A 13,050-nucleotide genomic window follows, 5' to 3' on the forward strand; every position below is an offset into this window, starting at 1 on the left:
TCCCCTGTTATTGTTGTTGGTACTTTTGATACGCTGATTCTATGGCTGGCTTGAGGTAGAGCTTGGTCAGATCCGTTTCATCCAACAGGTGTTTAAGCGCCTGCTTCCTGGACTTTGGGTGTTTCTCATACTGACTGCTGTTGAAGTATCTGAGCGCCGCCTGCATGGCCCGGTGGTGCTTATCCAGCGCCAATTGCTCCAAATGCTTTTCATAGCGTGCAACGATTTGTTGTTTGAGCACCGGAAAGCGATAGTTGATGTAGCCGATGCTTAGCCCTGCTCTGCGGGCCACCTCCTTCAGGGATAGCGGCGTTTCAGATCGAGCCAGTTCAGTTAACCGCTGAAAACATTTGCCATGGTCGTGTTTATCCCGGCTGCGATTTAACGCCAATGGTTCCGGCACTGGCTGCCGCCAGAGGTAACGCATCGCCTTGGTTCGATTTAGCAGATTGCCGGTTAGCACATCGATAATATCGACGTTTGTGAGGTGGGCCAGAGCGCGCACGGTGCGCAGTGATATCGACTGGCAACCCCAAACCTGTTTGCGTACATCTTTATTGGTCCAGCAGTATTCGTACGCCGCATCAAACTCTGGCTCGGCGCAGCGGATCGAAAAGTCGTTAATCGATCGTTCCAAGCCCTCAGGCTTAATGAGGCCTCTCGTGTTAATACAGTCACCTGATCGGTGGGGGATGTGAGTCAGCAATCGGAGCAGATCACCTGCCTGGTATGCCCAGGAAGGGCTAATCTCAGCGGGCGCGACCGTTCTCTCACTCAAACTCCGCTCGCACTTATGACACACATCCAATGGCAACTTGCGCCCCACCGCATTCTGGTCCGCGCCACAGTGAGGGCATGCTTCCAGAAGTGGCGTATGGTGATGCGGGCAGTGGGTCACCTCGGACAAATGCCATACCAATTTGATGTAAGGTTCACTACCGAGGTCTCTGATGGACTTGAAACATTCCGGACACCACCGAGCACTTCGGCATATTTCCACTTGTGGCTGACTGACCACCGCCATCAACGGCAAAAATGTAGCCGATGCCACATCACGCCCAGTGAGGTGCTTTATCACCTTTACGTACATGCGAGGGTACTCACCGTACGTCAACAGGCTACGCATCGACACCGTTTGAGATGCCTTAAAGTAAGTTTGCTTCTGGTCATGGAGCCGATTGCACTCCCTGTGCAGATACTCCAGAAACTTGGTGGTTGGTACAGCATGATGATAGGCGCATCGGTGAAGATAGGAGGGAAGCGCCTCCACGCTTCCCGTTCCTTCGCCCATTAATGGGATATCAAACATGAACCTCTCCTGGAACCCGTTCACCTGCGGTGCGCCGTACAGGTTTGCAGACAAAAGGCTTCCCCTCACGCGGCTTTCGCGTCTTTTTGGTGGACGACTCCTCTTTCGATACAGCCTCGGGCTCTTTGAATTGAGAGGCCACCTTCAATGCAGGGGTCTCAATACCGCTGGCAGCCATCATCTCCTCGCCCGCAATAATCTCCTCTAAGGTAATGGCGAGATCCGTGTCGCAGGCTCGAGACTCTTCCAAAGCACGAAGATCAATGGAACTGTTGCGCACCATGGCATTGCCCAAAGCGTCTCGGAACCATCGCTCCAGCAGGCCTATGCAACCAAGGCTCCCGGAGTAGAGGTACTCGCTATAGGCGAGGATGTTTTCCAGCTCAGGCGCGAGAGGAAGATAACCCGCGTAGGTCTGAAGAATGGAATGGAACCCTGAAATGTCCTCACGAGTCACCCGGTATCTGGGGAAGTGCACGAAGCTCTTCCGCCCCAGCATGTGGGTTGAATTCTGCATGGCATTGTGAAGCTCATAGGTACCGGTTAAGACCAGTACCACACCGGTATCTTCCGCAACACACTTCCAGGCATCAAGCACTGAACCTGCGCCATTCCGCCCCTTGGCACGACAGATGTTCTGCGCCTCGTCGATAAACAAGTAGCGTTTACCGGCGGCTGGCAAGCCACGCTCAAGCGCCAGCCAGTAAGCGCCTTCGGTTTCCTGCCTGATTAGAGTATGGGTGTCATCACGGGCTGAAGTAGACAGTATCGGATGATTCAGCGCCACAACGGCTTTGCGGGCAAAGTCCTTGGTACTAAAAGCTCCGTTGGTGCTGCAATTCGAAGCCCGTACACCAATCGACAGGGACTGAGGATCATCAATACCAATCCCTGAAAGGTTGAGCATACTGCGGATAATCGAACTCATACGGGATTTTCCAACCCTTGGCGGTCCTATTACGCAAACCACTTGGCCTGGGGCGGCCAGCGCAATCCTCGCATAGGCAAGCTCAAGAGTTCGTGTCCATATGGGATGGTTGATATCAAGCGTGTTAATCGTTTTGGCAATATCGGTGTAATTGATCATGGCTGGCTCCAGGTAGAGGTTGATAACCGTTTAACTTCTGCGTTGGCGAGCTGTTTGAAGATATTGATACTGACTTCGCTGTCGTCGGTATTGGGTAAATCTTCGACTTCAAGCCAACCCACTTCTTTGGCCTTCCTCAGGCGTGCGTCCGCCTTATCAAGCCTCTCGGCAAGATCATCCTGGGCGTGTCGCTTGGCGTATGCGCGGAGGGAGCCAGCGCCACGTATCTTCAAGGTCTCTACGCGCTTGGAGATACTGGTGCGCTCCATAAACTCAACTGCCCCAGTCGCGGCACAAGATACCCACTTGCCCCCTATATAAGCGTAAACGATATAGGGATTTTCAGGTTCGATCCGAACTTCGACTTTGGTTTTGGCAACACGGGTACTCTTGAGAGCGGGATGGGAGTAACGAATGTGATCAATTTTGATGTCGTTGCGCTCAATGGTGTAGTCATTGGATTCCACAGCCGTGGCAACGATGAACCTTTCGTCATATTGGACTTTTCGCCCCACACAGGAATACAGATTTGAGTTTTGATTGAACGTCATTTCAATCGTTTGGGTCTTTGCTCCACGCAATCGATTATTACGGTGAGCCACAAACTGATCGAATTCCCAAAGAAAATCTTCGGGATCAAAAACCGCCATTCTTTTTGCAGAAAAAGCGCCATCCACCGCTCTGGCGGCGACTCGATTTGCGGTATTCCCGTCACGCTGCGTCAGCCATTGGGTAAGAAATTCATTGAATACACGCTCGACTTCCGAGCCAGCTTTGGAGCACGATGTTGGCCTGAAAGTCAGCGTCACTTTTTCAGAGGCCAGGAGTGAACGGAAGTAGGCTGATTTAAAATCGGTGCCATGATCTGCAATCACCTCTTCGGGCAACTTTTCATAACGTCTAACGCAATCTCTCAGCACGCAGGCATCGGCCATTCGGCTGGGCGATGCAAAACTGAAGTGATAGCCCAGAATCATATCCGTTGCCTCATCAATCAACAGCGTCAGCCAGGGCTTTCCACAAAAATCAGTTCGGCCATCTGTACCCCAAACAAGAAAGCATTTCACTTTGGTATGATCAATGTGCGCTCGCTGAAATGGGACACGATATTTTAGGCTCCTTGTCTCCAGTGCACTCGTGGTTGAATTGGCGTGCATCATTCGCTTACCACCACGCTTATAAGCGATCTTTTTAGGATCGAGCTTACGCAATCTTCTGCGAAACGTGGATTCACACATAAAATCCAGTGCAGGATGGTTTTCTTGCATGAATCTCCGGTAGCGAATATAGGCGGAAGTCACGTTGGATCGCCGTTTATTGGCATAATAGTGGTCGACCGCTTCCTGAAAAGCCTCGATTTCTTCATCTGAAAAACGCTCCTCTCGACGCCCCGAATTTGCATAGCGCGGCAACAGTGATTCAAATGGACTCAATCCCTCCTTTTTGCCTGCTTCTATCTGCTTGATCCAACGCCTGACTGATCGACTGTTTTCTCCTTTTTCGATTCTATCCAGTTTTTCCAGTGTGCTTTCGGCATGCGCAAGAGAAGGCAAGCCACCAACTTCAATGCCGATCAAATTGGTTCCCATTCGGTCCTGCATTCTCAATGATCGTGCTTGCATAGACATTTCTTTTGTCAAGGCAAGATGAAAATTTTCGTAGTCGCTCAGAAACTCCTTATCGAGCTCGCAGAACACTTCGCCTTTGTCAATCATTTGGATCAAAGGCGTTACATCAGTTAACTTTAACGACTCAACAAGTTCTTTCATCGTCATTGAGAAGTTTTTCGTCAGGGCCGACTTGACCTTGTTAATAATTTTTGGGCTTGGCGGGTCTTCCTGGCGGGATGACATGAGGAGACGGCGGTTAAATAAAAGCTTTTTGTTGAACGACGATATTTTTCTTATGCGATATTCGATACCAAGCTGCAAAAAGTATTCTTCGGCAGGCAAATAGTGAGCAATGTCTTGATCGTCAACGCTCCAGGCTGGATGCCCCTCTGAAATCTTCTTATTGATATAATTGTCACTCTTGATTTCATCAACGATCACTCCGCACTTGGTCAGCAACAAGAAATCCGCTCGAAGTTTCCACGAGGTCTTGCGACCTGACTTGTTGTATCCAGTTACTTTTACGGATGGCAGCTGTTCCCAATATTCAAGCACATGGGGTTCAAACTCATACTCGTAGATTGCGGGGTATTCTCCAGTGCTGCTTTCGGACTGAATGGTATGCCCCATTTTCTCCGAGTAGATGATGGAGCTTACATTCTCCAGATTGCCCTCGGTTACCGAACGAGATGGATCGGAGCCCCTTACGCGGCGAACGAAATCGCGACCCTTTTGTGGAAGGTTAATGGATTCGAAATATGATTCGAGTTGCATGTCAGTCAACATAGTTATTTCCTCAAGTTATAAATATTGCCGACAAGCTCCAGAATCATCGGGCTGAACAGCTGCACCAGTTTTCAGTGGCGCGAACTAAGCCCGCCCGATGTTTCGAGAAACTTGCTTTTTTGGTGGTTTTGTAGGAAGCTTGAGGAATAGCGATCCTACCAAAAGATTCGCTTCGGTACTCAGGTTTGCCGACCTGAGTACCGACCTCTAACTCCTTATCTGCGCTAAGCCATTACATTTTCAGTACCCTCCTTATCTACCTGATCAATGTAGTCTGCCATTGCTTGGGCAGAACAAAATAAACCTGCCCGGCCTTCAATTTTCACCAGCTTGATGGGCAGCGTTCCTTTGTAATACGCCTTCTTTACCGCCTCTTCGGTTTTGTATTTCAAAACATCTCTAATCTCTTCCAGCGAAAGTAGCGGTCCGTACTTCTGCATAATCATTTGTTTCGATGTGTATTCAATGATGAGCTTTCTTTGCCGCATAAAATTACCAGTCATACCTAGTCATATCTGGAGATGAATAGACACAACTTATACCTTGTTATGTTTACGCTTGGTAGGGACGCAAAACTCGGAAAATCACTTCAAAAAACGTCCCAATACAATTTGAAGGGATGTGTAGATATAATCGGAAAAATGGTGGTTAAGAGAGTTCAACTAATGAAATCAGATCTGGAGGGACTGAGAAGCAAGCTGATCATCCAGTACTTGATGAAGAAGACTGGGCTGGGACAGCAAGCTTTGGGATCAGCATTGTTTCCAGACCAATCCGAGCCCAGGAAGAAGATCAGACGGTGGCTTGCAGGCTCCGGCATCAGTCCGAGTAATCGCAGGACTATAGAAGCTCGCTACCCAGAAACGAAATGCCTGTTTGATTTGCCGCTTTATCCGCTACTGTCATCCGTGAAACTCAGCACAGCCGAAATCGAAAAGCTGCTATCCCCTTACAAGACAGACCAATCTCCTGGTGTGTACTGGGGGCTGCCAGACCGATCAATACTTAATCCGAATCCCCATCGCCCCATTTTTGGCCGTAGCAACAGTCAGGCACTGGCCGAAACCGGTTCGGTACAAGGCTTCGCAATTATTTTGGGGTTGGTACAGCTGGCGCGAATTAAGCAGACGACAGAATCTGTTGAAGAAAAGATAAGACGCAATGCCGAGATTTATTATCATTTGACCCAGGCAGCACGAGCATTCCCGAATGTTGCTCGGCACCCGATTTTTAGGGAAATTTGGCCGCTGCTTTATGAAAGATTCAAAGCTCTCTGGCTGGATACACTGCCAGATCCCACGACCCTGATTCTCGATGATGAGCTGATGATGCGTTATATCACCATGGACACGGAGTATGTGCTTTGGCGGGGTGGGTATGGCAGACATTCGGATGGCGAAAAACTGATCGTCCTTCCACCTCCTATTATCACCCCTGAACGAAAGGAACTTGGTCTGGCATTCTCACATTCGGAAATTGCCGCGAGCTCTATATCCAATCGCTAATGCTCTTTTGATAGATACTGTCACAGAAATTGTAAAACGGCTCTTCACTATTGCTGAAGTGGCAACGGAATGAAGCTTCGTCAAGACAGATCATTGAAAACAAGCCGCTGTTTCTACGTACGTCCAACTTTGTCCTGGCCTGATACGTTACAGGGCTATCGGGAAGCTGCCGTTCCAACCCAAAAACCAGAATCAACTCAGCGTCGACTGGAAACGCATTTAACGAGCCCTCACTCGAGAGGTTCCATAAATTGACTGTTCGATAATGCTGCCGAGCTTTACCACTTAAACTGCTTATCATCTCCTCCGTCGGCACCTCATCGGTAATGACGGCCAAGCAGCCTGAATAAACGCCTGCTTGCATCAGCTCAAACAATCGAGTGAGGGGTACACTGTTCATTTCAACTACTCAGGTTTGGCATAGAGTTGGTTCATGGCGCTGCAATTGGCTCTGTAGTCGTTAATAATATGGCCTAAGGTTGACCAAAATTACAGCTGTAGCCATCACTCAGCTCCCTCCCTGAAGGGAGGGGAGCCGAAGGCAAAACAAGCCAAACTGTTCAAGCATCAACCAAAATGAGTGCTTTGGCCAAACTTTATGTCAAATTTTTGGCCAAACTTTTGGACGTTCCCCAACAGTTCACCTTTTTTTATGTCTTCTTTTATGCGTTCCCCCTTCGCTACCAGCCCTGCGTATCGCCCCATCTCACACTGACCAGAGAACAGAGAACTCTTCAAATCAACGGATTCCTATCGGTGCAATAAAAGGTTTATCGGGTAAAGTGGTTAGTCTAAAGGGAACTTATTGTTGACTATCTGGAACCTGAAAGGCGCCCGTGTATCCGAGAATAAAGCCATACCATTTGCAAAAAAGTTCAAAATGGGAAAACAAAAACCAGGCTCTGATTAACTCATCCCTATAAAGAGCGGTACGGAGATTAACGCAAGCAGCGTACTCGCCATTACGGCGGTGGCGGCCTTTTCAGGATGCACGTCAAGTTGGTTTGCTATGATGACCACGTTACCAGCCATAGGCACTGTGGTCATTAGCATGATCATAGATCGTTCGACCACATCAAGTTCATAGGGAATAATCCATATCACAAACAGTCCGATTAAGGGCCAAACCAAGAATTTCCAAAACAGTGATACGATGAGGTATTTCAAGTTTTGAAATGTGGCTTAAGGTGATGCCAATAACCAGCATGCCCAATACAGAATACGCGCCTTTGAAATTCGCAAGCCCTTCTCTTAGTACACCACTGACATCGACATCCAATTGCCGAAGAATAGCAGCAATAACGAAAGCATAAAGGATAGGCAGCTTCACCAGACGGCTGAGACTTTCCTTAACCGTCCCAACCCCTCTGGCAGTGAGAAAGTAGCCTAGTGAAAATTCATAAAGGTTAACACCTAATATAATAAAGACAGCCAGGGCTGCCCCCGCAGCATCAAAAAGGCCAATGGCCAGGGGCAGGCCAAAGTAGCCAGTGTTTCCCGTACCTCCTCCAAACGCAAATAAAAAAGCTGTGCTGTCTTTCCAAATCAATCTACCAATGATCAGTGCACACAAAGACACGAATGAGCACAGTAAGAATGCACTGGCCGCGAAAGAGTAGTAGTTGTATCCGGCTGGCGCTTCAATTACAGCCAAAAATATAACGGCCGGGGAAATAAGATAAACCACTCCCCTAACCCCACCAATGTAGAACCATAGCAACGCTGCAACCAGCGCTGACCATCAATCCTGGCCCGGCTGTGAAGACAACGTCTATTGCTGAATATCATTAGATCCCCTACTTCCCTGTCAATTGACTTGCTGACCGATTGGGTCACTTCCGGAAACCGACCCAATTCTTCTTACGCTTCTTGTGTTAAAGCCACCGAACTACGAGTCAACCCTGTGAATTTGACCACGCAATGCCTCCACCACGGAAAAACGCAGGATTCCGATCAGCTGGCCCGCTTCCGTTGTGACCCGTATCTGCCAGTGCCCTTGCGACTGCAGCGGAAAATTAAGCTTGTGGGTCCAGGCGCGATAGCCCTCTTCCCGGCCACCATGAATATCCAGGGCAATGCGATCCACCGTTTCACCGTTCAGAGTCCATTCGTGATAAATCCGCTCGTGCAATCCTCGTGGTGCATGTATCGACGTATAAGCATACAAGCCCTTCTTTAATTGCCCTTCACTCACCACCAACAGTTTGTTTTGTGGCGCCCGTTGGGCATTATCAATTTCCGATGTGATCGCCACATCGGTCAACCACAGGGACGCGGGCGGAACCCATGGCCGCACCAGAATACCAAACCCGATGGCAGCGGCCATTAGCACAGCCACCATTAACGTGCTCCAATACCAGCGCCAGGGCAGATCCCGCTCCACGCTGAACACCGACAGAATCACGGCAATCACCAACGCGTGCAGATAGCTGGTACCGGTAGGGATGTGCAAAAGCATTGGCAACGCAGTCAACAACACCGCAAACAAAGTCACGCTGTGATAAATAAAATACAACCAGCGGCGGCGGGACAACCAGCGATAATAGAGCGGATCCAGGATGGAGATGATTCCAAACCCGATGAGCAAAGTGGTGAAAATCGCCTGTCCACTGTTCCAGGCGGTCGTGACGAAAAAGAACGGGATGACGAAGAAGAGACTTTCCTGATGTACCAACTGCGTTAAAAATTTCAGAATGGGACGGGGCAGGGAAACGTCAAACCAACGCTTTATCTGTCGATGCAGGAGGTTTTCTGCCACCAACCACAGCCAGCTGGCCAGCATCAAAATAGACAGAGCCTGGGCAAAGATTTCCTGTTCTCGCTCCACCAGGAAAAAGCTGCTTACACCGGCGGCAAAGCCAAACACCGCCACCACCCCGGGATATCGGGTGAGCACCGTCATCCCCCATGCCGACACTGATTTTATTATGGCCATAAGCGGGGTTCCCACCCCCATTAATATATTTCCAGAACCCATTGATCCCACTTTATCTGCTGTTATTGTCATCTGTGACTGCAACGCACGGATAAAATTTCAAGCCAGATTGTTACGCACGTCTCAAATCCAGCGTCTAACGAGACTCCAGCAACGCTTTCAGGTCATCCGGAATCGCCATGGGTTGGATGGGGCTGACATCGGCACCTCCGGTGTTACCCAGCGGCACCCAAATTCGTGACAACACCAGCGAACCGGCAATACGCAAGATTTGGCCGCGGATCTCGCGGGCATCGCCGCACCGCCAACCCACTTTCAGCATCCACCAATGTGCACGCGTGTGGGGGATCACATAGCACTGCCCCAGAATATGCGCGCGTTCCAGATGATAAAAGGTCAGATCATAATCCTGCTGCCGATAGTATTTTTTTGCCAACGCCATTTCCTGCCGGTAGGCCTGCTTTAAGGATGTATCCATCGGCTTTATTCTCACTTCTGGTTGCAGTCTCGCGTTGCTTATTCCTGATTGTGCGCAACAGTGGCGCTTGTCAGGCGAGGCAGCAATTGATTTCGGTAAAGGGAGTACAGCATCAACAACGCCAGAACTATACTCGCCGCATACGACAGCGACGGGCTCAACAACTCATGGGCATGCTCTGCCTGCACCATAAAATCCATAGCCCATAACTCAGCCAGGTAGTTCGTCAAAAACCCAAATGCAAACCCGACACCCACGACGCTTCCCAGATAGGCAGCAAGAGCACGATTACCCAGTTCCCGTTTTACCAAGCCCACTGTTGCTATATTGGTGGCCGGGCCCACCAGCATAAAAACCAGCACTGCGCCCGGTGACACGCCGGAGAACAACAGCCCGGCGGCAATGGGGGTAGAGGCGGTGGCGCAGATGTACATGGGCACACCGATCACCGCCATCGCAACGAACGCCAGCATGCCATCACCCCACTGCGCCAGAAACTCATTGGGTACGTAGGTTTTAATCACGGCGGCAAACCCCAACCCCAACAATAACCACAGGGTGATATCGCGCACCAGATCAATAAAGGTAAACTGAATTCCGCCTTTTAACCGCGCCGGCCAGGCAACCCGGCTCTTGGCAGTGGCCTGTTGCGGCTCACCGGCGCAACAGCTGTCTGGCTGTGGTGCCTGCTTGCTGGAACAGCAGGCAGACCCTGCCTTGCCAGCCGAAGTGTCAATCTTGCTGCTGTGATCTTTACCCACCAATACGCCGGCGGTAATGGCGCTGGTGACGGCGGCAATTGGGCGGATGACGGCCATGAACGGACCCAGTAACGCGTAGGAAATAGAGATGGAATCCACCCCCGTTTCCGGTGTCGAGATCAGGAACGATGTGGTGGCTGCTTTGGAGGCTCCACTGCGACGTAAGCCCAACGCCGCCGGAATCACACCGCAGGAACAAAGCGGCAAGGGTGCCCCCAGCAAGGCCGCTTTCACGGTGGAAAAAAAACCGGGCTTACCCAAGTGCCTGGCCAGAAAATCCGTCGGGATAAACCCTTTCAACAGGCCCGCCACCAGCAAACCCAACATCAACCAGGGCGCCGACTCCACAAACAGCTGCACAAAATTACTTAATAAGGTCATGATGCTTTCCTCCAACCAAACTACTTCCGGCGTCGTGATCGCTGAGGGCTTCCAGTATGGTGCAATGGGTAGCAGGTTCATCGCCACCACAACAGGCATCGCTCAAACTCTGTAACGACTTTTTGATTCTTTGCAGTTCATGGATACGCTGGGTTACCGTTGCCAGCTTTTCGTCCACCAGGCTCTTCACATCCTGGCAGGATTTCTCATCCCGGGTCACCTCCAGTGCCAACAGTTCCTCTATCTCCTTGAGGGTAAAACCCACCTCTTTCGCACTGAGAATAAACCGAATGCGCTGCAGGTCTTGTGCCGAATACAGGCGGTAACCGGCCTCGCTGCGGGCACTGGGCCGCATCAGTCCGTGCTTCTCATAGAACCGCAGGGTGTCCTGGGACACGTTGGCCAGGTTGGCCAGTTCGCCTATTTTCAACAATGGTCGCTTCATGACAGTTACTATAAACCTTGGAGTGGGGTCCAGAGTCAACTGTTTGTGGTGAATTTTCCGTGAAGGCTCCCTGCTGGGGGGGGTGGGGCGCTATGGCGCGGAATTCCCGGTGGCTGGTGAGGCCCGCCTGCGCACCAGAATGGACTGGGTGCAAAACCCAATGGCCCCTGTTTCATCAAACAGTTGCCCCATTACGGTACCTGCGCCCAGATCGGAATAAGAGGCGTGGGTTTGAATACCGACCCATTCCCCTGCGGCCGGCCGGTGCAGGTTGATGGTGGTATCCGGATTGATTCCGTAAAACGGTTGGGCGTCAAAGGCCTCTCCCGTCAGAATATGGTGGGAAAAGCTGGGTACCGAGTAGGTCCAGTCCGACGCCAGCGCCACCCGCTGCAAAGGGGTGATCGGTTGCCCCGGCAATACCGGATGTTTCAGGCGGAACCACATCACCGCTGGTTGCGCTTTGAGATCAATGCGAATTTCAATGGCGTTATGGAACCCTTCCTGATCTTGCATCTGGGCAAAGAAGGGCTGGCGCGGAGGCTGGGGCAATACGGGGGTATTGCCATCACATTTCAATCGATCCGCCACCGGTACGTCGGCTACCCCATAGCGCAGCGCACTGGCACGAACGTATTCCTGCCCTTTTGAGCAAATGGAAATATCCAACGCCTCCAGGTTGCGCCCACTCCGGCGCAGGTGGGCCACCAAGTCGATAGGCGCCAAGGGCGCCGCACTCAGCATATCCACCGTCAGGCGTGTCACCTGACGCGGCACAGCCGAGGGAACCTGCTCCACCGCCATGGCTGCCAGCAACAACATGGCACTGCCATGCTGGGTACCGGGATACCAGGGGCCTTTTGCCAGATGAGAAGGCAGTATCTGGTTTCCAACCTGTTGAAAGACGGGAAAATCCGGCGGAATCTGCATTCGGCTCATCAATGCTACACCTTAATTGCGCTCGTAAACCGGTGAATCATAGTGAGCTGCTCGGCGCAGATCTATGACGAGAAATGACAATCCGATATCAATTGAACGGCACCCGATCCTCTATGTAACGGGTGCGCTGGGAAAAATCCCCCGGCTTAAGCAGTGCCTCCTGCAGATTCCTGGCAATGGAATGGCCCAGATACCGGGCCCGCTCGCTGTATCGCCCGCTGTAGTGTTCATCCAGCGTGGCATCAAAATGGTGTAACCAACGCTGGAAATGTTCTGCGGTAAATTCATGCCGCTGATGAATCTGGCGGTGAATGTTCATCATATGGCGATCGTAACCCGTCTCCCGCAGCAGTAACTTCCGCCAGAAGGCTTCAATACGGGGCAAGTGCGTTTCAATATCAATATCGGCGGTCTGTAAAAAAACCGGAGACAACAGAGGATCATCCAAAAGCTTTGCGTAAAACCGTTTTACAAACTCGCCGATCGCTTCCGCTGAATCCAGATCATGTGATGCAGCCATTAAAAACCTACTTCGTTATCCGGCAAGGAGTTGGCTACGCAGATTAGAAAGCCTCAGCGTGAATTGCAAGTGGACATCTTCACCTGCTGTTCATGGGGAAATTGCACCTAAATACGTTAGCCACAGCGCATAACGCCCAATGACAGTGCCCCCACCCCTGGTCAATGGACTGTTGAGCCTATTCAGCGTGGCCAAATCCTCCAATGACTGTCGCACTCAAATTCAGCACCGGCTTATGCTTACCGCGTTTCGTCGCGCAGTCGAAATCCCCTCTAGACCATACGCTGTTGAATG

14 protein-coding genes are annotated in these 13,050 nt (G+C 50.9%); 1 reads left to right on the forward strand and 13 read right to left on the reverse strand.

All coding sequences use genetic code 11. From position 1 onward, the window contains the following. Positions 1–7: 7 nt before the first annotated feature. The 4 genes from D9N13_RS19795 to D9N13_RS19810 form a co-directional block, all read right to left on the reverse strand. A complete protein-coding gene (locus D9N13_RS19795) occupies positions 8–1,309 on the reverse strand; it encodes a TniQ family protein (protein ID WP_290593571.1) in 1,302 nt (433 codons plus the stop codon). Continuing rightward, the gene (locus D9N13_RS19800) at positions 1,302–2,396 is read right to left on the reverse strand and encodes an AAA family ATPase (RefSeq protein ID WP_290593573.1); all 1,095 of its coding nucleotides are present in this window, start codon (positions 2,394–2,396) and stop codon (positions 1,302–1,304) included. Before D9N13_RS19800 ends, D9N13_RS19795 begins: the two co-directional genes overlap by 8 nt. Further along, positions 2,393–4,792 (reverse strand): integrase catalytic domain-containing protein, encoded by a 2,400-nt coding sequence (locus tag D9N13_RS19805; RefSeq protein WP_290593575.1) that lies wholly within the window; start codon positions 4,790–4,792, stop codon positions 2,393–2,395. The genes D9N13_RS19800 and D9N13_RS19805 overlap by 4 nt, the downstream gene beginning before the upstream one ends. Positions 4,793–5,016: 224 nt before the next feature. Beyond that, a complete protein-coding gene (locus D9N13_RS19810) occupies positions 5,017–5,295 on the reverse strand; it encodes a hypothetical protein (RefSeq protein ID WP_290593577.1) in 279 nt (92 codons plus the stop codon). A 162-nt stretch (positions 5,296–5,457) separates the two neighbouring features. On the opposite strand from D9N13_RS19810, the gene D9N13_RS19815 reads away from it, so the two are divergent. Further along, a complete protein-coding gene (locus D9N13_RS19815; protein WP_290593579.1) occupies positions 5,458–6,297 on the forward strand; it encodes a hypothetical protein in 840 nt (279 codons plus the stop codon). Positions 6,298–7,203: 906 nt separating this feature from the next. Here D9N13_RS19815 and D9N13_RS24355 read toward each other — a convergent pair. The 9 genes from D9N13_RS24355 to D9N13_RS19850 all read right to left on the reverse strand — a co-directional run bounded on the left by D9N13_RS24355 (position 7,204) and on the right by D9N13_RS19850 (position 12,756). Continuing rightward, positions 7,204–7,464: an AEC family transporter gene (locus D9N13_RS24355; RefSeq protein WP_411268194.1), complete on the reverse strand. Its 261-nt coding sequence runs from the start codon at positions 7,462–7,464 to the stop codon at positions 7,204–7,206. Beyond that, entirely contained in the window at positions 7,379–7,984 is a 606-nt protein-coding gene (locus D9N13_RS19820; protein ID WP_290593581.1) for an AEC family transporter, read from the reverse strand. The genes D9N13_RS24355 and D9N13_RS19820 overlap by 86 nt, the downstream gene beginning before the upstream one ends. Next, the gene (locus D9N13_RS24360; RefSeq protein WP_411268195.1) at positions 7,942–8,133 is read right to left on the reverse strand and encodes a TauD/TfdA family dioxygenase; all 192 of its coding nucleotides are present in this window, start codon (positions 8,131–8,133) and stop codon (positions 7,942–7,944) included. Before D9N13_RS24360 ends, D9N13_RS19820 begins: the two co-directional genes overlap by 43 nt. A gap of 52 nt (positions 8,134–8,185) precedes the next feature. Beyond that, positions 8,186–9,232, reverse strand: a complete 1,047-nt coding sequence (locus D9N13_RS19825) for a DUF5924 family protein (RefSeq protein WP_290593583.1) — start codon at positions 9,230–9,232, stop codon at positions 8,186–8,188. 136 nt (positions 9,233–9,368) lie between these two features. After that, positions 9,369–9,710 carry a DUF3703 domain-containing protein gene (locus D9N13_RS19830; RefSeq protein ID WP_290593585.1) on the reverse strand — a complete coding sequence of 114 codons (342 nt, stop codon included), beginning with the start codon at positions 9,708–9,710 and terminating at the stop codon, positions 9,369–9,371. A gap of 38 nt (positions 9,711–9,748) precedes the next feature. Beyond that, positions 9,749–10,852, reverse strand: coding sequence for an SO_0444 family Cu/Zn efflux transporter (locus D9N13_RS19835; RefSeq protein WP_290593587.1), 1,104 nt, complete (start codon positions 10,850–10,852; stop codon positions 9,749–9,751). After that, complete coding sequence (gene zntR / locus D9N13_RS19840) at positions 10,836–11,297, reverse strand: Zn(2+)-responsive transcriptional regulator (protein ID WP_290593589.1); 462 nt, start codon at positions 11,295–11,297, stop codon at positions 10,836–10,838. Before zntR ends, D9N13_RS19835 begins: the two co-directional genes overlap by 17 nt. Before the next feature lie 90 nt (positions 11,298–11,387). Continuing rightward, positions 11,388–12,236, reverse strand: coding sequence for a thioesterase family protein (locus D9N13_RS19845; RefSeq protein ID WP_290593591.1), 849 nt, complete (start codon positions 12,234–12,236; stop codon positions 11,388–11,390). Positions 12,237–12,324: 88 nt separating this feature from the next. After that, complete coding sequence (locus D9N13_RS19850; protein ID WP_290593593.1) at positions 12,325–12,756, reverse strand: group III truncated hemoglobin; 432 nt, start codon at positions 12,754–12,756, stop codon at positions 12,325–12,327. Between the last annotated feature and the right edge of the window lie 294 nt (positions 12,757–13,050).

The organism is Ketobacter sp. GenoA1 (assembly GCF_003671475.1).
In the GTDB taxonomy this organism is placed as follows: domain Bacteria; phylum Pseudomonadota; class Gammaproteobacteria; order Pseudomonadales; family Ketobacteraceae; genus Ketobacter.

Bases quoted from the DNA above. Each gene is read 5' to 3' on its own strand.
- D9N13_RS19795 (WP_290593571.1), bottom strand. From the start codon at position 1,309: ATGTTTGATATCCCATTAATGGGCGAAGGAACGGGAAGCGTGGAGGCG.
- D9N13_RS19800 (WP_290593573.1), bottom strand. From the start codon at position 2,396: ATGATCAATTACACCGATATTGCCAAAACGATTAACACGCTTGATATC.
- D9N13_RS19805 (WP_290593575.1), bottom strand. From the start codon at position 4,792: ATGTTGACTGACATGCAACTCGAATCATATTTCGAATCCATTAACCTT.
- D9N13_RS19810 (WP_290593577.1), bottom strand. From the start codon at position 5,295: ATGACTGGTAATTTTATGCGGCAAAGAAAGCTCATCATTGAATACACA.
- D9N13_RS19815 (WP_290593579.1), top strand. From the start codon at position 5,458: ATGAAATCAGATCTGGAGGGACTGAGAAGCAAGCTGATCATCCAGTAC.
- D9N13_RS19825 (WP_290593583.1), bottom strand. From the start codon at position 9,232: ATGGCCATAATAAAATCAGTGTCGGCATGGGGGATGACGGTGCTCACC.
- D9N13_RS19830 (WP_290593585.1), bottom strand. From the start codon at position 9,710: ATGGATACATCCTTAAAGCAGGCCTACCGGCAGGAAATGGCGTTGGCA.
- D9N13_RS19835 (WP_290593587.1), bottom strand. From the start codon at position 10,852: ATGACCTTATTAAGTAATTTTGTGCAGCTGTTTGTGGAGTCGGCGCCC.
- zntR (WP_290593589.1), bottom strand. From the start codon at position 11,297: ATGAAGCGACCATTGTTGAAAATAGGCGAACTGGCCAACCTGGCCAAC.
- D9N13_RS19845 (WP_290593591.1), bottom strand. From the start codon at position 12,236: ATGAGCCGAATGCAGATTCCGCCGGATTTTCCCGTCTTTCAACAGGTT.
- D9N13_RS19850 (WP_290593593.1), bottom strand. From the start codon at position 12,756: ATGGCTGCATCACATGATCTGGATTCAGCGGAAGCGATCGGCGAGTTT.